This window comes from Streptomyces sp. MJM8645 (assembly GCF_001625365.1).
Lineage (GTDB): Bacteria > Actinomycetota > Actinomycetes > Streptomycetales > Streptomycetaceae > Kitasatospora.
In genome coordinates, this window is sequence record NZ_LJJF01000001.1 from 5223205 (window position 1) to 5243000 (window position 19796).

A 19796-nucleotide genomic window follows, 5' to 3' on the forward strand; every position below is an offset into this window, starting at 1 on the left:
GAGGACTGCCCCGATCCGCCGCAGGTCACAGCCCTGCGGCGGCCGAATCACCTGATCGGGCGCCCCAGGCCGCCGCCGTGCGGTCGGCGGCCCACTCGCCACTCCTTACCTGCCGTTCGCTGCTCGCCACCTGCTACTTGGCGAAGCGGACCTCCGGGAAGGCCGCCGAGGGGCCGTCCAGCAGTCGGCTCGGGCGGTTGAGCAGGTGCCGGTCGAAGAACGCGCCGAGGTACGCCCGGGTGGCGGCGAGCGCGCGGTCGCCCTTGATGGTGCCGTACTGCTCCGGGGTGGTGTCGGGCGGCAACTGGTCGCGGACACCGAGGGAGTCCACCAGCCAGTGCATGTCGCAGAACGACAGGTGGCCGGCCTCCGGCAGGTCCAGCCAGCGTTTCCAGCCGGTCAGGTGCTGCCAGGTCTCGTCCCAGTTGGCCGTCGCGGGCCTGCCGGCGTGCCGCTGGGCGCCGAGCAGCAGCACCGGGCGGGCGAGGCCGTCGGCCGGCAGCGGGGCGAAGAAGTCGCCGTCCAGGTTGGCGGCGGCGCGGATCCGCCGGTCCTCGCTCATCGCCTCGACGGCGCTCGCGCCGCCGATCGAGTGGCCGGCCGCGCCGATCCGGGAGCGGTCGACCTGCAACCCGCGGACCAGCCCGGGGCCGGGCGCGGTCAGCCGGTCGATCAGGAAACTGATGTCCTTCGCCCGACTGCGGGTGACCTCGGCCGCCCGCTGGTCGTCCACGTGATCGCAGATCAGGCAGGTCTCCACCCGCCCGTCGGGGAACTGCACGACCGTCTCGTACGTGTGGTCCAGCGCGGCCACCACGTAGCCCCGGGCCGCGAGGTCCTCGGCAAGGGCGGTGAGCGAGGTGCGGCTGTAGCCGTAACCGGGGGAGAGCACCACCACCGGGTGCCGCCCGGGCGCGGGCACCGTACGGGCCTTCACGCCCGTCCGCACCTCGCTGACAGCCGGGGTGCCGAACAGCGCGGACGACACCTCGGGTGAGACGTACGGCAGTTGCTCCCCGTGCTCCCCGTGCTCCCCGCGCGCGGGCTGCGCCGGGTACCAGAGGGTGGCCATCAGCTCGCGACTGGCGGCGTCCGCCCGCCAGGGATCGTGCCGGGCCTTGTCCACCAGGTGCACCGACGTGGCACCGACCGGCCGCCGCGTCGTCGGCGCGGGCACCTGGGGCGCCTCCTCCGCCGCACTCAACGAGAGCGTTCCGACCGTCGGGGAAGCCGCCAGTGCGGCCTGCGGGCCGGCCAGCGAAATCAGGACGGCAATGGGCACGGCGAGCAGAACGGCACTCCGCCACCGAGAATTAGTCGACATACCGTCACGCTAGGCCCGCCCCCACCCCCACCGCGTCCTGCCCACGACGTAACCCCCTCCACCCCAGGTCGCACCCGCCACGCCGCCCACGCCCCCCACCCGGACACCCCCACCTCCACCCGCCCGCCCTTGCGCAAGTCCCCCACTTTTGCACAGAGTTGGACGCCCCACCGACCGTGCCCGCCCTGCGGCGCATCGGAGCCCACACCGGCCGCGCCTCCTCTAAGTCGTGGAACTCCTCGCCGCCATCCGGCACGGCAGAGACCTCGACCAACTGCGCACGCAGATTCGACAAGCAGCGGCGCTGCCGCCGCACTGCTCTGCCCACCAAGTGTGTCCGCTCGCTGAAGTAGCGACGCCCCGGCGACCACCGTCCAGGCCCTACCCGCCCATTTGGTCCGCTCGCTGACCTGGGACCAGGGCGCCGAGATGGCCGCCCACGGCTCGTTCACGATCGTCACCGACATCCCGGTCTACTTCTGCGATCCTGCCAGTCCGTGGCAGCGAGGCTCGAACGAGAACACGAACGGCCTGCTGCGGCAGTACTTCCCGAAGGGCGCGGACCTGGCCGTCCACGGCCCGGAACACTTGGCCCACGTCGCTGCCGAACTCAACGGCCACCCACGCAAGGCGCTCGGCTGGGAAGCCCCAGCCGAGCGCCTGAATAAACTGCTCGCGGCTTGATCAAATAGCCACGTGTTGCAACGACCCCTGGAAACTTCCCGCTATTGGTGGGGCTTCTCCTTTGCTGTCGCTCAGCACTCCAGATTCAAGAATCGAGAGTGAATGTCACGGCAGTCGGGGGGTATCGAATTCATTCCCAGATTCGCTCGAAACCCACTAGCGCCTGCTGGGCCGCGAGGCGCAGTTCATCCCATTCGGATGCCTCTGAAAGCGATTCATCATCCCAGAGGTCTTCTTTGCTTTCGGTCATTTCTTTCAGCTGAGAATCGATCGGCAAGAGCAGCTCCAGAATCTCGGGGCTCAGCGACCCTTCGTCCACTGCCCCCTGAACTAGGTTGAGAACATCGTCAAATTGAAGAGCGATTTCATCGACGCCCACTCGCTCGGTCTTGATGTATTCAAGCTGCCGAGCCGGGGGGCAACCAATCAAGTCCACGACGCGAACAACCCAGTTCCTGACCGCCTCCAAGTCCCGACCAGCACTCATTGGATCACCCCTCCGAGATCCCCGTTCACGCCAACAATCCTCCAGTATGGGAGTTCGCCATGATGCCACCCGCCCGGATGCCAACGAATCATTCGACCGGTCGGCCCGCCTTGCACGCCGTATTCACGAAGAACGTAACCCTGGCCCGCACGACTCCCATGTGCCAAGGTCTCCTCTCTCCAGCCTGGAGCACCGCTCACCACGCCTCGAATCTGGTCGGGAGTTGCACCTCGCAGCACAGACGGCGTGTCGAAAATATCATCCATGGTTCGGACCGAGCTCAGCTGCCCGGCCTCACCACTGAGCTGCTGACGCAGGCGCTCACCATTTGCTGCACTCGATGCCCCTCCGGGGATGTCGCAGTCAGAATTGTGAACGAGGACCGGAGTATTCCCGACGAGTACATAGTACGTGTGGAACTGGTTGATGGTCAGGTTGTGGGCAGTTTGGGACCGAGTGTGGTAGTTCCGGACGGCCTGGACGGTGGCGAGTGTGTTGGCGGTGGAGGTCAGGAGCTGGTCGCCGATGTGGAGGTCGGTGGCGTCCGTCCACTGCTGGGTGGTGACATTCCAGTACGGGTGGTGCTGGGTTGAGGTGAGATGGAGGCTCTTGGTCCGTTTATCTGTTGGTTCGGAAGCGATTCCGGGCTGTTGTGTGGTGCTCAGGGTGAGGTCGGTGAATTCCTGGTCATCGAAGCCGGTGATGATCGCAGTGACGGGTTGCGGCTTGGTGGTTCCGGTTTGCGGGTCGGTGGCGGTGGCTGTGTCGCCGGTGGTGACCTTCTCGATCGGTTTGGTGGTGCCGTCGCCCAGAAGGACCAGTGTTCCCGCCGGAAAGCTGTTGCACTTCCCGACCGCGTACTCGAGACCCTTTTCGAGCCCGCGTTCCAAGGCTTTGGCCTTGTTCCATCCGATGAGGTTCAGCGCAGTGTTGAGGCACCCCATGGCTTGGGAATTTCCGCTGCCCGAGATGCAGTTTTTTGCATCCGTGACGCCGGTCAAGTCGGCCGCAGTGTCGACAATTTTGGCCCAGGTGGCGTTGGGGGCGAACTTAATCCACTGTGAGGTGCTGTTTGCGGGCTGAGGCTTCTTGGCGTTGAAGTTGATCTTCTGCTCGACTTTGAGAGCCCCGCCACTCCCTGGAGCGCCGTAGTAGACGGTGCGGCCCCACTCCCATCCGCCGTGGTTGTCCGGCTTCCATGTCTCGGTCGTGCCATCGGGCAAGAGGCTGCTGGTGCCGCCGTACATGCCGTCGGGGCGAAGGCCGCTGGGGTCGGAGAGGTTGACAGGGTTGTTGTTGCTGTAGGCGTAGCCGTTCCACTGTTGGGGGTCGGCTGCGTCGAGGATGGGGTCGGGGCTGATGAGGCGTCCGCGGATGGGGTCGTACTGGCGGGCGCCGAGGTTGGTGAGTCCGGTGGTGTCATCCTTGCTGCCGCCGACGAAGCCCTTGGTGCCGGCCCACTGATTAGCGGTGGGCTGGGCGCCGCGGGGGTTGCCGAACGGGTCGGTGGGGCGGCGGGTGACGGTCTGGGTCGCGTTGGTGTTGACCTGGAGGCCGCTGGTGCCGTGCGGGTCGGCGGCCTGGATCAGGACGGTGCCTCCGCCGATGGCGGCGGTGACGCGGGTGTAGGTCAGTCCGCCAGGGGCGGTGATGGAGCGGACGTTGCTCGTGGAGCCGCTGCCGGTGTCGAGGGTGAGCTCGTCGGTGGGCAGGTTGAGCGTGGTTTTGCCGGGGTTGCGGCGGATGAGTTGGTTGCCGTCGGCGTCGTAGAGGTAGGTGGTGGCGCCGGCCTGGCCGGTCTTGGTGACGGAGTCGAGCTTGTCCTCGCCGTTCCAGGCCAGGGTGGTGGTACCGCCGGTGTCCGTGATGGCGGTGGTGTTGCCCTTGGCGTCGTACTGGTAGCTGACGGCCTTGGTACCTGCCGGCCCGCTGGTGGTCGAGGTGAGCAGGGCGTGGGGCCCGCCGGTTCCGCCGCCGGTGTTGGGGGCGCTGGTCGGGGAGTTGGTGCTCTTGGCGGCTCCGAAGGTCTGGGTCGTGGTGATGTCGTTGAGGCTGTTGCCGCTGATGTCGTGCTGCACGAGGCCGGTGCGGTTGCCGGTCGCGTCGTAGGTGTAGGTGTTCCAGTAGGGTGCCGGGCCGCCGATGGTCCGTCCACCGGGGTTGACGGTGGCCGGGCCGTTCGCGTTGTTGCAGCCGCCGACGCCGGGCACGGTGGTGGAACTGCCGGTGCCGTGGACCTCGCCTGAGGAGTCGGTCCAGTCGGCGGTGGTGAAGGTGCCCGCGGTGTCGGTCCAGGCGCCGGTCAGCCGGCGGAGGTGGTCATAGGTGAAGCACTGGGTGTCGGTCGCCGAGGCGTCCTGGATGGTGGTGGCCGAGGTGATCTGGCCGGACTGGGTGTAGGTGTAGCTGGTGGGAGGTGAAACTCCGTTGTTCGGGGGTGGGGCTCGCGGCGATGATTTCGGGTGTGGCTGACACCAGGTTCGAAGGCTCCGCGTTGCGGCCGTACCCCAAGATCTCGGGGAGGGGGCGGCTCTCCGCGTCCGGGAATCGGGAGTGGGTCGCGGTGGAGAAGGTGCACGGGGCGCACTTCGCCGTGGTCTGCGAGGGGGGTGCGGTCCGTCCGGCCAAGCGGCGGGAGCTCCTGGGCGAGGACGAGTTGGACGGCTTCTTCGGCGTCAGCCGGGTCTGGCCGGCGCTGGCGGTGGCGGCCGCCCGGTTTGCCTTGGCGGTGCGCGAGGCAGTGGGCGGGGGTGCGGGCGCGGGCGCTGTGGTGACTGTTTACGGTGAACTGGCCGGTGGGTGCTACCCGCACCTCGACGTGCCCGCTGTCGCCGGAGTCGAGCCTGTACAGACCGGCGTCTGGTACGCGCCGGGGCTGGAGTGGCTGCTCTTCGACGCCACCGTCGACACCGCCGAGGGCCGGTCCTGGATCTCCGACCGCGACCTGCGTGACGCCGCGGCCACCGCCGGCCTCGGCTGCGCCCCCTCGATCGGGCGCGGTGCGCTCACCGTGCTCCAGGAACTGCCGGCCGCCTTCCCCACCCTGGTCCCCGCGCTCCTCGGGCTCCCCGAACTCGCCGACAACCTCGCCGAGGGCTACGTCCTCAAACCCGCCGGCACCTGGCGGGAGACGGGCCCCGAGGGGGTCGGCGCGCGTCCGGTGGTGAAGGTGAAGCAGCAGGCCTTCGCCGAGGACGAGCGCTACGACGGTGCCCGCCCGTACCTGCCGCCGCCGCAGGGCGCGGCCGGGGTCCCCGCCTGGCTCCTGGTCCAGGCCGCGGCACTCCTCACCCCTGCCCGGGCGGCAGCCGCCGTCAGCAAGCTCGGCCCGCGCACGCCCGAGGACGTCGTGGCGGCGGAGCTCACCCGGGACGTGGCGGAGGAACTCGCCGAGGCGGTGGGGGGATTGGACGATGACGTCCTGCGCGTACTGGAAGCCGCCCTTGGGCCCGGAGCGCGCTCCCTGGTGGCGTTCGACGCCGAGGACCGGCGCTCGCCGACGAGCCGGGCCGGCTGACGGCCTGACTGGTCAGGCTGGTCAGGCCGGTCGGGTTGATCGGGCGCGGAAAGATTCCTGAAGAAAGTCGCCCGCCCATGTGGAGGGCCCGTCGCCGACTCCGACCGAAGGGTGACAGCGCAAGGGTGGGCGGGGCGTGGGGATGGGAGGGGCGTTCGGGAAAAATATGTCGGTCGGTCTACTGATTCCATGCCACCACCCGAGTGGTGCGCGCACAGGAAGTCGGCCTGGTCGACTTCCTGTGCGGGTGGAGGCGGTGGAAGTGGCGGCGATGGAGAAACTGTAGACCGGTCTACATATTTCTTGCCGGCGGGTGCGTTGGCGGTCGAGGGCGGGTGAAGGGGGCATCGAGGGGGGCTTCCGTCTGGGGTGGGTCGGGCCCATCATGGGCTCCCGGTCCGAGTCCCCGGTCGAGGGCTCCGGGTGAGGCTCCAGGAGGCAGCAGAGATGACGATTCCCTTCCCTGTCCGGATCCAGGCCGCGGTCGTCCGGGGCGCGTATGCGCTGCCGGAGGGGCTGCGGCGGGCGATCGCGGGCGCGCCGGTGGTGCGGGACGGTCAAGTGCTGTCGCTGGACGCGCAGTTGATCCTCAAGTTGCAGCGCCTGTCGAAGGCGGCCCTGGTGCTGCCCGCCGGGGTCGGGTCGTCGCGGGAGGCGATGGAGCACGCGCGGTACCTGGTGGGCGGGGCGACGATCCAGCCGGTCGCCGTCCGGAGCGTCGGAATCCCGCAGGAGTACGGCGAGTTGGCGGCCACGCTGTACACGCCGGGCGGGCTGGCGGCGGGTTCCGGGCTGCTGGTGTACCTGCACGGTGGGGGCTGGGTGGTCGGCAGTCGGGCCAGCCACGACCACGTGGTGCGGTTCCTGGCGCAGCGGGCGCAGGTGCGGGTGCTGTCGGTGGAGTACCGGCGCGCGCCCGAGCACGCGTTCCCGGCGGCTGCGGACGACGCGCTGGCCGCGTTCGACTTCGCGTGCGCCAAGGCGGCCGACCTGGGCGCGGATCCGGAGCGGATCGCGATCGGCGGCGACAGCGCGGGCGGGAACCTGGCGGCCGTCACCGCGCAGGCGGCGGTGCGGCGGGGCGGTCCGGCGCCGGTGTTCCAGTTGCTGCTGTACCCGGCGGTCGACGCCTCCGTCCGGCGGCCCTCGCGCGACCTGTTCGCCGACGGTTTCTTCCTGACCAGCGCGGACATGGACTGGTTCCTGGACCGCTACGCGCCCGCGCCGGCCGACCGGACGGACCCGCGCCTGTCGCCCCTGCTCGCCGCCGACCTGTCCGGGCTTCCGCCCACGTACGTCGGCACCGCGGGCTTCGACCCGCTGCGGGACGAGGGCGAGGCCTACGCCGAGGCGCTGAAGGCGGCCGGGGTGACGGTGCGCCTGAGCCGGCAGCCGGACCTCATCCACGGTTACGCCAGCTACCTCGGCATCGGCCGCCGCTTCCGGGAGGCGACGGCGGAGGCGGTCGAGGCGCTGCGGCAGGCGCTGGGCGCCGCGTAGCGCGCAACCAGGGGCGGTACGGATCGGAGGCGCTCGGCGCAGCACCGGGCGGGGGCTCGTTCGGAGGACTCAACGGCCCCTGCCCGCCTGCTCGTTCAGGCCGGGATCCACCGTGCCGCGGCGAGCTCCGACGCCTGCGCGCCGTGCGCGAGGAGATACTCCGCCACCGATCCGTGGTGACTCCGGATCGACAGCAGCGCGCGCCGCAGATGCACCTCGCGTACGGGCAGGGCGTTGTGCGCGGCCCCGGCCGGTGGCTGGTTGGTCAGGCCCAGTTCGTCGTTCGAGCGTAGGAAGTCCTGGAGGACCTCCGCCTCGGAGGCGCCCAGCAGCGTCTGCAGGACGGCGACGACGACTCCCGTGCGGTCCTTGCCCGAGGCGCAGTGGACCAGGACCGGCGCGGCCTCGCCCCCACCGGCGAGCAGTCGGCGCAGAACGGCCACCGCCGCCGCGCCGGCGCGCTCGGCCATCAGCGGGTACAGCTCCAACTGGTCGGCCGGCCAACGCCGTTCGCTGAAGACCGGTGCGTGCAGGTACCGGGCGTCGACGAGGTCGACGGCGTCCGGGCGCTCCGCCACCTCCGGGTCGCTGCGCAGGTCGACGACCGTCCGCAGGCCGAGGCGCCGCAGCGTGTCCGTACCCTCCGCCGCGAGGCCGTGCAGGCGGTGCAGGGCGGCGGAGCGGTACAGCACGCCGCGCGGCAGGGAGCCGACGCCGCCGGCGTCGCGGAAGTTCCGTACGCCGGTGGGGGCGACGCGCTCCGGCCCCGCCCCGGGCTGGTCGGTGATCACGCCTCACTGTATCCGGGGGCGAAGGGGAAGGAGGGGGCGGCTGGGGGAGGTCACGGACGAGAAGGGGCGCGGGAGTTGTGGTCGTGCGCCCGTCCGGTGCTGCGCAGGGGGTTCTCGGCGGCGGGCTCTTATTGTACTGTCCGTCTAATAAGCGGGTGAGCGGGCACCCGTAGGGGCAGGCATCTGGAGGCAGCCATGGCTCTCACCAACGCGGCGGCAGGGCGGGCGGCGAGTGCGCACGGGCACACCGCAGCCGACGACGACGTCTCGAAGCGGCTGCTGGAGTCCGCCGCGACCCTCTCCTACGACCCCTCGACCGAGATCGACTGGGACGCGCCCCTCCCCGCCGACCACTACGGCCTCAACCCGGAGTGGAGCACCCTCTACGGCACCCGGCTGTGGGGCGAGATGACCGAGCAGCAGCGGGTCACCCTCACCCGGCACGAGGTCTGCTCGATCATGAACACCGGAATATGGTTCGAGATGATCCTCCAGCAGATGGTGCTGCGCGATCAGTACCTGAAGAACCCCGCCAACGCCGAGTTCCAGTTCGCGCTCACCGAGATCGCCGACGAGTGCCGGCACTCGATCATGTTCGCCCGCGCCTGCGAGAAGATGGGCGTCCCCGCGTACCGGCCGAACAAGGTCATCGCCCAGGCCGGGCGGGCGTTCAAGGCCCTGGCGAAGGGTGAACTCGCCTACGGCGGCATCCTGGTGGCCGAAGAGGTGCTCGACGTCATGCAGCGCGACTGGATGCGCGGCGAGAACGTCCTGGAGATCGTCCGCGGCACCTCCCGGATCCATGTGGTCGAGGAGTCGCGGCACATGAAGTTCGCCCGGCAGGAGATCCGCGAACGGGTGCGCCACGCCGGCCCCGCCCGCCGCCGCGCCTCGGCCACCGGCATCGCCGTCGGCGCGTACGTCATCGTCTCCAGCATGGTGCACCCCGGGGTCTACCGGGCCGCCGGGCTCGACACCCAGCGGGCGATCGCCGAAGTGCGGGCCAACGAGCACCGCAAGGCGATGATGCGCACCAGCTCCCGGCACCTGATCGCGTTCCTCGCCGAGACCGGACTGCTCACCAGCCGCTCGTCCGCCATCTACCGGCGCATCCACATGCTCTGACGGTACGTCAAGAACGACAAGGCTCCGACTCCCGCACTTCACCACCTGTAGCGAGGGACCCCACCCCGGCCATGGCCTACGCGATCACCCGGACCTGCTGCAACGACGCCTCGTGCGTGTCCGTCTGTCCGGTCAACTGCATCCACCCGACCCCGGACGAACCGGAGTTCGGCACCACCGACATGCTGTACATCGACCCGGCGGCCTGCATCGACTGCGGCGCCTGCGCGGACGCCTGCCCGGTGGACGCGGTGTTCCCCGTCGACCGGCTGTGCGGGCCCGACACCGTGTTCGGTGACCTCAACCGCGACTGGTACCGCGATCACCCCAACGACCACGCCTGGGGCGCGCCCACCTTCCCGCGCAGCCTGCCCGACGGGCTCGGCACGCTGCGCGTCGCCATCGTCGGCACCGGCCCGTCCGCCGGGTACACCGCGCAGGAACTGCTGCGCAGCACCGGCGCCGAGATCACCATGATCGACCGGCTGCCCGTCACCGGCGGCCTGCTGCGGCACGGGGTCGCGCCCGACCACCAGTCCACCAAACGCATCGCGGACAGCTTCGCCGGCGTCTTCCACGACCCCCGGCTGCGGATGCACCTCAACGTGGACATCGGTACCGACCTCACCCACGAGGAACTCGCCGCCCACCACCACGCCGTCGTGTACGCCGTCGGCGCGGCCGCCGACCGGCGGCTCGGCATCCCCGGCGAGGACCTGCCGGGCAGCCTGCCCGCGACCACCTTCGTCGGCTGGTACAACGCCCAACCGACCGTGCCCGCCGACGCGGTGGAGCTGTCCGGGCCCGGCGCCGAACGGGTGGTCGTCATCGGCAACGGCAACGTCGCCGTCGACATCGCGCGCATCCTGCTCACCGACCCCGACCGGCTCGCCACCACCGACATCGCCGACCACGCCCTCGCTGCACTGCGCCGCAGCCGGGTACGGGAAGTCGTGCTGCTCGCCCGGCGCGGGCCCGCCCAAGCGGCCTGGACCAAGGCGGAGTTCCTGGCGTTGCGGCAACTGCCGGGCGTCGAGGTGGTGGTCGAGGACCACCCGGAGGTGCGGGCGGCGATCGAGGAGGCGGCCGGGACGACCGCGTCGGACGCGCGGGCCGCGCTGCTCGCCGGGCTGCCGCTGGTGCCGTTCGACGGGGGCGCCGAGCCGGCGCCGGGCCGGCGGATCGTGCTGCGCTTCCTGTCCGCGCCGACCGCGCTCACCGCGTTCACCCCGCCCGGCGAACCCGGCGGGCCCGGCGCGTCTACCGGGGGCGGGCGGGTGACGGGCCTGACCGTCGCCCGGACCACTCTCGCGGGCGGCCGGGCAGCCGAACCGACCGGGGAGACGGACACGCTGCTGACCGGCCTGGTGGTGCGTTCCATAGGGCACCGGGGCGTACCGGTGCCCGGGTTGCCCTTCGACGAGCGGACGGCGACGGTCGCGCACCGGGGCGGGCGGGTCGTGGACCCGGCGACGGGGCGGCCGCTGCCCGGGGCGTACGTGGTGGGGTGGGCCAAGCGCGGGCCGTCCGGGGGGATCGGCGCCAACCGGGCGTGCGCCCGCGAGACCGTGGGCGCGCTCCTGGACGACGCGGCGGCCCACGCGCTGGCCGCCCCGGCGGCGAGCCGCACGGACTTCGACCGCCTCGTCCGCCACCGTCGCCCGGACGCCGTCGGGCTCAAGGGACTGCGGGCCGTGGAGCGGGCGGAGCGCGCCCGGGGCGAGGCCGAGGGCCGGCCCCGCGTCAAGCTCGCCACCGTCCCCGATCTGCTGGCGGCCGCCCGCCGACGGTAGACGGGCAGCGGGTTGGCGCTGGTCGGTGCGAAAGAATATGTCGGTCGGTCTACTTAATCTGAACCGGTTGCGCACAGGAAGTCGGACAGGCCGACTTCCTGTGCGCGGGCTCCATCGAGCAGCCAAATGTAGACCGGTCTACATATTTCCCTGGGAGCAAAAAAGGCCCCCGGCCGACGGCGTGCATCGTGGAATCGTGGAATCGTGGAACGGAGGTTGAGCCACCTCGCCGGGTCGCCGAACCGGCGCGGTCCGACTCGATCGAAACTCTCCCGCACGGGGGCGCTCTGCGCCGCAACCTGGTCGCCGCTACGACGTTGAACCGGGCATGGACAACAATGCCGCACCGCTCGGTGCTTGGCGAGGACTCTCGTTGGCGGCAGAGACCGGCTGGGTTCCCGACCGCCACATCCTCAGGGCGCTTCATGCCACGACGTTCGGCAACCGGTGGTTCACCCAGATCAGCGCGACCGAGCTGGCGGGCCTGGCCGCCATGCCCGATGCGGCCGTCGTGCTCGGAAGCCGACGCGGCTACTTGGCGGACAATCCGGGGAACCAGGCCCTCGCAACCCTGCTGCGCGAACGGCCGGAGGAGTTCGGGCTGGCCGGCCCCATCATCCTCGGTGCGCAGAGCCTGCACTGGGAGCCGGACCGAGCGGCCGGGGCGGGGCGGCTCGGGCTGGCGGGGGTGCAGTGCTTCGACGGGTTCCAGCGACTCGTCACGATCGCCCACATCTCCCGCGAACTGCCGCCCGCGGACCTGGCCAAGGCCGTCCTGTCGGTCATCGTCGTGACCGGCGACGGCCGCCACCGGGTCCGCGAGTTCTGCGACCAGACCGATCGCTACGTCAACTTCGCCGTGCCGCAGGACAACCTCGCCCGTTGTCCGCACCTGCTCGCGGTGCAGGCCGAGTTCCGGGCGGAAGGGAGCTACTTCGATCCCCGGCGAGGCATCGTGGCCGGGCCGCACCCGGTGGGATTCACACCCGCGGACGTGTTCCGGTCGCTCGCGGCGCTGTCGGCCGCGCCGCGCCCTTATCTGAGCCATCAACTCCACACCGCTGAAGGCCTGGACGCGCTCTGGTCGGACATCACCGGTGCCCCCTACCGGAGCATCGTGCACGAGCACCTGCGGGCGACCAGCGTCCAGGTCGCGGTGGAGGCCAGGCGCGAGACGCAGAAGGCCGTCGCCCGCGTCCGAAAGCGTCATAACACAGGCTGCTACAAGCTGTTGGAGTACGCGCCTGAGCTGGTGACCTGGACGGCCTGCCGGGTCCTTCCGCTGGAGAAGCTCTACGACGGCGGCAGGAATGCGCCGCGCTGGACCGACCTGATCCACGGGGTCCTACCGGCCGAGACCGAGCGGGTCGCCCACCAGCTGGTCGCCTCCTACGAGCGGCTGCGCGGCTCGAAGCACATCTTCAAGCTCGCGGCGCCTGAACTCGACCTGTGGCTGGAGCTCGTGGACGACGTCCTCGGCCGGGCATAGCCGGCCGGTCCTCGTCGGCGGCCGACTCCGGTGGATCCGGGTCGGCCGCCGGGCCCGTCACCCCCGCCGCGTGTGCTTGAGCTCCTCCCAGCGGGTGGCCTGGGCGGGGGTGAGGCAGCCTCGGAGTTCGGCCAGCTTCAGCAGCTGTGCTTCGGCGTCGGCGCCGAGGGGTCGGGCTTCGGCGCGGTAGTGGTCGGTGAGGAGGGCGTCGAGTTCGGGGCGGGTGAGGGCCGGGTCGAGGCGCTGGGCGAGTTTGGCCATGTTGCGGTAGGAGCCCTGGAGGAGGAACGGGGGTTCGGTGCGGGTCCGGTCGTCCTGGGCGGCGGAGGCCAGGTAGGCGCGGTTGACGGCGAGGACGGTGCTGCGCAGGTGGAGCAGTCCGGCGAGGACGGCGGTCATCCGTTCGGCCTCGGCGGCGGGCCAGGCGCCGGTGAGGGGGCCGCCCGGGGTGCCGGTGGCGCGGGCCAGCAGGGTGTCCAGGTCGGCGCGCTCGGCGGTGGCGAGCGGGGCCAGGTGCGGGTTGGCGGGCAGGGCGTTCTCGACGAAGCTGAGCGCGAAGAGGTCCTCGCGCCCGGCGATGACGTCGCCGAGGTTCCAGACGTCGGCGCGGTTGGCGAGCATGTCGGGCAGCCGGAAGAGGCGGCCGGACTCGGTGTACGGGTTGGCGGCCATGACGACGGCGAAGCGCTTGCCGCGCAGGTCCCACTCGCGGGCCTCGCCGTCCCACACCCCGTCGATCCGGCGCTGGGCGTCGCAGAGCGGGATGAAGCGCTGGAGGAGCTCGGGCGAGGTGTGCTGGACGTCGTCGAGGTAGAGCAGCACGTTGTCGCCCGCGTGCAGGGCGAAGTTGAGCTTCTCGATCTCGCGGCGGGAGGTGGCGTCGGGGGCCTCGGCGGGGTCGAGGGAGGTGACCCGGTGGCCGAGCGCGGGGCCGCTGACGGTGACCAGCAGCAGGCCGAGCCGTTCGGCGAGGTACTCGACGAGGGTGGTCTTGCCGTAGCCGGGCGGGGAGACCAGGAGCAGCAGGCCGCTGCGGTCGACCGGTCCGCCGGCGTCGGCGGTGCCGAGCTGTTTGGCGAGGTTGTCGCCGACCAGCGGCAGGTAGACCTGGTCGATGAGTCGGTTGCGGACGAAGCCGTTGAGCGGGGCCGGCCGGTACTGGTCGAGCCGTAGCCGGGTGTGCTCGGCGGCCAGCAGGTCGGCGCGCAGTCGCTGGTAGGAGCGGTATCCGGGGGCCTCGGTGGCGGCGAACTCCGCCACCCGGGCCAGGAGTTCGTCGAGGCGAAGGTCGAGCGCGCCGCCCGGGAGCCGGGGGTGGTCGCCGAGCAGGCCGGTGAGGCGGGTGGTGGCGGTGCCTTCGGCGGGCCGGCGCGGCAGGGACGGGCAGAGGAGCGCGGCGGCGGCCTCGGCGAGGTCGCCGGGGTCGGCGTCGACGGCGCTGGACTCCAGCCAGGCCTGGGCGAGTTGGCGTCGGGCGGGCAGCAGTGCGGGCTCGGCGGGCAGTGCGGCCAGCGCTTCGGTGAGACCGGCGGACTCGGGTGCGGCGTGGAACTTGTCGAGCAGGGTTGCGGCCCCCGGCGCGTAAGCGAACGTGGGTGTGGCGGCGGCGAGTTCGGCCACCAGGTACGGGCCTGCGGGTTGCGGGCACGAGGTGAACTCCGTGACGGCGGAGCTCAGTTCGTCGGACAGGTCGGACAGCGCGGTCAGGGCCGCCGGTGCGGCCGGGGCTGGCGCGGCCGGGTCCGGTGCGGCCGGCAGGCCCAGCCGCGGCGCGGCGCCGAAGGCCTGCCGGGCGAGGGCGCGAGCGAGGGAGAGCGAGCGGGCCCGGGTGTGCCAGACCAGTCGCTGCCGCTCGTCGGCGCCGTGCGCCCAGTACAGCTGCGCGGCCGCCCGGGCGGCCGCCGGGTGGCGCAACAGTCCTGCCTCGGCGTGGAGTTCGAGCAGGGCGCGGAGCAGCATCGCCGCGTCGTGGTCGTGGACGCCGCGCTGGTAGCCCTCGTCCGGGCGCTGTTCGGCGGCGCGGCGGACGAACTCCAGCAGGTCGCCCTCGGCGCGCAGGGTGTCCAGCCCGTCCGGTTCGGCGGCCAGCAGCAGACTGGCGGCGAGGTATTCGGACCGGTACAGCGCGGGGGTCTCGGAGGCCAGCGGTCGGCCCCAGTAGCGCTCGGTGGCGGCGAACGCCGGGTCGGTGACGGGGGAGCGGTAGTCGGTGCCGGTGAGGGTGAAGGCGGGGCGGCCGCGCCAGGGGACGAGGGTGAGTTCGGGCCGCTGGGTGGTGACGGCGAACAGGTGGCGGCCCAGTCGCAGGGTGCCGGGGCCGTCGCCGGCGAGTTCGGCGCGGTCGCGTCGGGCCCGGTGGGCGCGGCTACGGGCGGCGCGCAGCCGTCCGGTCAGCTCCTCGGCCCGGACCCGGTCGCCGAGCGCGGTCAACTGGGCGGCGAGGTCGCGGAGTTTGACGGCGGTCGGGTCGGCGGCGAGGGCGGCGTCGATCTCGGCCGCGGTGTCGAGGGCGGTGAGCCGCCGGTGCAGGGTGTCGAGGATGCGTTCGGCGGAGGCGGCGATCCGGTCGGCGCGGCGGGCGCGTTCCTCCAGCAGGTGCTGGCGTCGGGCGGTGAGGGCGTCGTGGATTCCGGTGCGCCGGTCGGCGAGTTGTTCGCCCAGTGCCGGGTCGGCGTCGGCGAAGCGGGTCTCCAACTGCTCGATCCGCAGCAGGAGTCGGCCGAGCTGGTCGTCGCAGGCCTCGGGGGTGTCGGCGGCGGCGAGCGCGGCGGTGGTGGCCTGGGCGAGCAGGGCGGTTTCGGCGGCGAACTCGGCGGCGGCCTCGCGGGTGCGCAGGTCGCGACGGCGGACGGTGAGGGCGGCGCGGGCGCGGTTGAGTAGTCCGAGGACGTCGGCGAGCCGGTCGAGGATGGCGGTGCGGGTGGTGGCGTCGGCCAGGTCGAGGGTGCCGACGAGCTCCGAGACGGTCTGCAACGCCTCGCTCTGCTCGGAGATCTGGAGGCCCAGCGGCTCGGCTCCGGCGGCGGTGGCGAGGGCGGTGCAGCGGTCGGCGAGTTCGTCGGCGCGCCGGCGGTGCGGGGCGAAGGCCTCGGGTTCGGCGAGGTGTCCGACGGCGCGGGCGGCGGCCTCGGTCAGGCCCTCGGCGAGGTGGGCGGCGAGCGCGTCGATCCGGGCGGGCTCGGCGCGCGGCAGGTCGCGCAGCGCCTCGACCCGGCCCTGGGCGCGGCGCAGCCCGGCGAGCCGGTCGACCCATTCGGCGGCGTCGGCGAGGGTCTCGCCGCGGGCGGTGCGCAGCAGGCCTTCGACGTGTTCGGCGGCCTGTTCGGTCTGCCGGGCGGCGTGCGCGGTGAGTTCGGCGACGGCCTCGTACTCGGCGATGACCTGCCGGGCGGTGTCGCGGATCTCGGCGAGCGGGGCGGTGAGGTCGCCGAGGCCGGGCTGGCCCAGCCAGTGGTGCCGGTCGGCGGTGCGGGTGCAGGCGGCGAGGACGGCCTGGTGGCCGGCCGGGGTGTCGGCGCCGGCGGCGGCGAGCCGGGCCAGGGAGAGGCAGTCGGCGAGGCCGCGGACCAGGTCGGCGTTGCCGATCCGGGCGAGCGGGCCGGTGCCGGGCGGCTGCGCGGCCGCGTGGCGCTCGCTGGTGAACGGGGTCTGCCACAGCTGGACGGGGTGCCGCCGGGTGGGCCCGTCCTCGGCCGGGCGGAGGGCGATCAGGGTGCCGTCGGCGAGCAGCGCGTAGCCCTGGCAGGGCAGCGGGGCGGCGGCCTCCTGGCGGACGCTGTTGTACGGCTGGAGCAGGGCGCGGCCGTCGGCGGGGGAGCGGAACTCGTACAGCACGTCCTCGCCGTTGGGCGAGACGAGGGTGCGCTCGTAGGCCAGGCCGTCCACCGGCTGGTCGTAGCTGCGCACGGTGCCGTCGGTGAGGTGGCAGCCGCCGGGGAAGGCCACGCCCTGGTCGGCGGGCAGCCGCAGGCAGGCCTGGCCGAGCGCGTCGATCCGGGTGACCCGGCCGGTGGGCAGATGGCAGACCAGGTGCCGGACGGTCTCCTCCTGGTACGGGCGCACGCGCACCAGCAGCAGGGTGCCGAGCCGGGCGTGGGCGATCTGGGCGTCGGCGAGGGTCTGCAGGGCCTCGGCGAGGGGTTCGTGGTGCAGCTCCCGGCCGTCGGGGGAGGTGACGGTCAGCCGGCCGCCGTCGATGCCGAGCCGGAGTTCGCCGCCGAGGTCGGCGCGCGGCGGGCTGCCGGGGGCGGCGGGCAGCTGGTCGTCCCGGGTGAGGGCGGTCCAGGTGAGCTGCTGGCCGTCGGCGGCGGTGTGGTCGCGTTCGCCGCGCCCGTCCTGGTAGGCAGGGTGCCCGTCGTCGGCGAGGTCGTCGACGGGGCGCCAGCGCAGCACCCGGACGTCGGCGGCGGCGGGGCCGGTGCGGAAGACGGCGAGCAGGCGGCCGCCGAGGGGGCGCAGTCGTTCCAGCCGGGCGTCGCGGAAGTAGCGGTGCAGGTCGGCGAGGTCCTGGCGCAGGCGCGGGTCGTCCAGCAGGGTGCCCTCGGCGGGGGCGGGGGTGAGGTCGGGGTGGTGGACGCTCAGGACCTCCCCGAGCGGCCCGGCGCCCGGGGATCCCTCGGCCGGGGCGCCGGCGGAAACGGAGGCGGAGACGGCGGAAGCGGAGATGGCGGCGGAGACGGAGGAAGCGGAGACGGCGGCGTCGGGCGCGCCGCCCGGGCGGGTGCCGAGCAGGAGCAGCCCGCCGGCGGCGGTGAGGTCCTGCGGGAGGCAGGCCCGGCCGGTGGTGAGCCGGCCGGTGCCGACCAGCCGCAGCTCCCCGCCGCCGAACTCCCCGACCCGGCGGGCGTTCAACGCCTGTGCGCGTTCGGCGAGTTCGGCGGCGGACCGGGCGAGTCGGCCGCGCAGGACCTCGTAGGTGCCGGCGTCGAGCCGGGCGTCGAGGGCGTCCACCACGTCAGTTCCTCAACTACTCAGTTTCTCGACTGCTCAGGAGATCGGGTACTCAGGCGACTCGGGCGACTCAGGCGTTCACGTTCACCTGGAACCGTTGACCGACGCCAGCGCCCCGATCGACGTCTCGGCGATCCCCAACTTCTGCGCCGAGGTGAGCAGTTGCCGAAGCTGCCCGGCCTGCTCGCCGCCTCCGGCGCCGATCATCCGCATCAGCAGCGCGGATACCGTCAGGTTCTGCACGTCCGTCGTGGACACCGAGGACAGCACCCGGGTCAGGTCCTCGGTGAAGCTGGCGCTGCCGTCGAGCCAGGGCCCGGCCAGGGCCTGGGCGGTCTGCGAGTGCCCGACGAAGGCGTCGACGCTCTTGGCGGCCGTCACCGACTGCACCAGGCGGTCGAAGAACACCCCGTCCCCGCCGACGATGTCGATCTTCGCCTTCTCCAGCCCGGCCGCGACCAGCGCGGCCTGCGCCTCGGCGATCTGCCGCTGGGTGTCCAGCCCGGCCAGCCGGACGTCCTTCTCGGCGGCCAGCCGCAGCCGGTACTCCTCGTGCCCGCGCGAGGCCTCGTCCAGCTTCGCCATCGCCGCGGCCTTCTCGGTGAGGCCCTCGGCCTCGGCCTTCAGCTTGGCGCCGATCTCCAGCGCGGCGGCCTTCGCCTTCTCGGCCTGGACGGCGGCCTCGGCGCGGCCGACCTTCTCCACCGCCGCGGCCTCCTGCTCGCGCACCTGCACCTGGGCCAGCCCCTCGGCGGCGGCCTCCGCCCGGATGCCCTCGGCCATCCGGATCTTGGCGGTGGCGTCCAGTTCGGCGGTCTGCTGCCGGGCCTCGGCCAGCACCAGCGACTCGCGGGCCTTGTGCGAGGCGGCCTGCTCGGCGGCCTCGGCGGCCTTGATGTCCTTGACGAGCTTCTCCTGCGCCTGCGCCTCGGCCTGGATGATCACCGCGCGGCGGGTGCGCTCGGCGTCCTCGGTGGCGCGCAGCGTCTTGACGGCCTCCTCCTGCTCGGCGACGGTCCGCTCCACCGCCACCCGCTCGCGGACCACGTCGGCGACCTCCCGCCGACGGGACTCGACCTCCTTCTGCTTGGCCATGGTGGCGAGTTCGGTCTCCCGGTCGCGGCCGATGACCTCCAGCAGGCGGTCCTTCTCGATCCGCTCGTTCTCCACGGCGATCACCCGCTCGCGGTTCTTCTGCGCCACCGCGACCTCGCGGGCCTGGTTCTCGCGCTGCACGCCGAGCAGTTCCTCGGTCCGGAGGAAGGCGGTCTGGGCGTTCAGCCGTTCCTCCTCCTGGACCCGGGCGATCACCGCGTCCTCCGTGGCCCGCAGGGTCTCGATCTCGCGGCGCTGGCGGATCTCGGCGTCGGCCTGGCGGCGCTGGAGTTCGAGGACGGCCTCCCGGGCGTCCACGTTCTGCCGGGTGATCTCCTTCTCCTCGGTGCGCTGGTACTCGTTGGTGCGCACGTGCTCGATCGCCGTCAGCTCGGTGATCTTGCGGATGCCCTGGGCGTCGAGGATGTTGTCGGAGTCCAGCTGGTTCATCGGGGTCTGTTCGAGGTGGTCGATGGCCGCGTCCTCAAGGGTGTAGCCGTTGAGGTCGGTGCCGATGACCGCGATGATCTGGTCCCGGAACTCGTGCCGGTGCGTGTAGAGGTCGGTGAAGTCGAGCTGCTTGCCGACGGTCTTCAGCGCCTCGGCGAACTTGGCCGCGAAGAAGTCCTGGATCGCGGACGGGTCGCTGGCGCGGGCGGTGCCGATGGCCTGCGCGACCTTGATGACGTCCTCGACGGTCTTGTTCACCCGTACGAAGAAGGAGATCCGGATGTCCGCCCGGATGTTGTCCCGGCAGATCAGCCCGTCCCGGCCGGCGCGGTGGATCTCCACCGTCTTCACCGAGATGTCCATCAACTCGGCCTTGTGTAGCACCGGGAGGACGATCGCGCCGGTGAAGGTGACGTCCACCTTCTTGGTGCGGGAGACGATCAGCGCCTTGCCCTGCTCGACCTTCTGGAACAAGCGGCCCACGAACAGCAGCATGGCGAGCACGATGAGCAGTACGACGGCGACGAGAATGCCGAAACCCACGGCGATGGTGTCCATCACGGAGTCCTTTGACGAGATGACGAGATGGTG

The 19796-nt window shown here is 72.0% G+C and carries 11 protein-coding genes and 1 pseudogene; 6 read left to right on the forward strand and 6 right to left on the reverse strand.

Annotated elements, in window-relative coordinates; all coding sequences use genetic code 11:
- Window positions 1-133 precede the first annotated feature (133 nt).
- The gene (locus A6F73_RS22505) at window positions 134-1324 is read right to left on the reverse strand and encodes a hypothetical protein (RefSeq protein ID WP_063349433.1); all 1191 of its coding nucleotides are present in this window, start codon (window positions 1322-1324) and stop codon (window positions 134-136) included.
- 381 nt (window positions 1325-1705) lie between these two features.
- Here A6F73_RS22505 and A6F73_RS22510 point away from each other — a divergent pair.
- A pseudogene (locus A6F73_RS22510) lies at window positions 1706-2008 on the forward strand (IS30 family transposase); the annotation flags it as partial.
- A 130-nt stretch (window positions 2009-2138) separates the two neighbouring features.
- Here A6F73_RS22510 and A6F73_RS22515 read toward each other — a convergent pair.
- Window positions 2139-2495, reverse strand: a complete 357-nt coding sequence (locus A6F73_RS22515) for a hypothetical protein (protein ID WP_063349435.1) — start codon at window positions 2493-2495, stop codon at window positions 2139-2141.
- A complete protein-coding gene (locus A6F73_RS22520; RefSeq protein WP_063349436.1) occupies window positions 2492-4705 on the reverse strand; it encodes an RHS repeat-associated core domain-containing protein in 2214 nt (737 codons plus the stop codon). The genes A6F73_RS22515 and A6F73_RS22520 overlap by 4 nt, the downstream gene beginning before the upstream one ends.
- A gap of 254 nt (window positions 4706-4959) precedes the next feature.
- On the opposite strand from A6F73_RS22520, the gene A6F73_RS22525 reads away from it, so the two are divergent.
- Window positions 4960-6012 carry an RNA ligase family protein gene (locus tag A6F73_RS22525; protein ID WP_159398512.1) on the forward strand — a complete coding sequence of 351 codons (1053 nt, stop codon included), beginning with the start codon at window positions 4960-4962 and terminating at the stop codon, window positions 6010-6012.
- Window positions 6013-6459: 447 nt separating this feature from the next.
- Window positions 6460-7512, forward strand: coding sequence for an alpha/beta hydrolase (locus A6F73_RS22530; RefSeq protein ID WP_063349438.1), 1053 nt, complete (start codon window positions 6460-6462; stop codon window positions 7510-7512).
- Between the two features lie 95 nt (window positions 7513-7607).
- Here the strand turns inward: A6F73_RS22530 and A6F73_RS22535 are convergent, their stop codons facing one another.
- Window positions 7608-8303: a tyrosine-protein phosphatase gene (locus A6F73_RS22535; RefSeq protein ID WP_244293467.1), complete on the reverse strand. Its 696-nt coding sequence runs from the start codon at window positions 8301-8303 to the stop codon at window positions 7608-7610.
- A 195-nt stretch (window positions 8304-8498) separates the two neighbouring features.
- On the opposite strand from A6F73_RS22535, the gene A6F73_RS22540 reads away from it, so the two are divergent.
- From A6F73_RS22540 to A6F73_RS41585, 3 genes are all read left to right on the forward strand, one after another.
- The gene (locus A6F73_RS22540) at window positions 8499-9428 is read left to right on the forward strand and encodes a diiron oxygenase (protein ID WP_063349439.1); all 930 of its coding nucleotides are present in this window, start codon (window positions 8499-8501) and stop codon (window positions 9426-9428) included.
- Between the two features lie 71 nt (window positions 9429-9499).
- The gene (locus tag A6F73_RS22545; protein WP_063349440.1) at window positions 9500-11221 is read left to right on the forward strand and encodes an FAD-dependent oxidoreductase; all 1722 of its coding nucleotides are present in this window, start codon (window positions 9500-9502) and stop codon (window positions 11219-11221) included.
- 373 nt (window positions 11222-11594) lie between these two features.
- Entirely contained in the window at window positions 11595-12710 is a 1116-nt protein-coding gene (locus tag A6F73_RS41585) for a hypothetical protein (RefSeq protein WP_063349441.1), read from the forward strand.
- Window positions 12711-12767: 57 nt separating this feature from the next.
- On the opposite strand, the gene A6F73_RS44090 is transcribed toward A6F73_RS41585, so the two are convergent.
- Complete coding sequence (locus tag A6F73_RS44090; protein WP_063349442.1) at window positions 12768-17663, reverse strand: DNA repair ATPase; 4896 nt, start codon at window positions 17661-17663, stop codon at window positions 12768-12770.
- An 81-nt stretch (window positions 17664-17744) separates the two neighbouring features.
- Window positions 17745-19763, reverse strand: a complete 2019-nt coding sequence (locus tag A6F73_RS22560) for a hypothetical protein (protein ID WP_063349443.1) — start codon at window positions 19761-19763, stop codon at window positions 17745-17747.
- Window positions 19764-19796 lie beyond the last annotated feature (33 nt).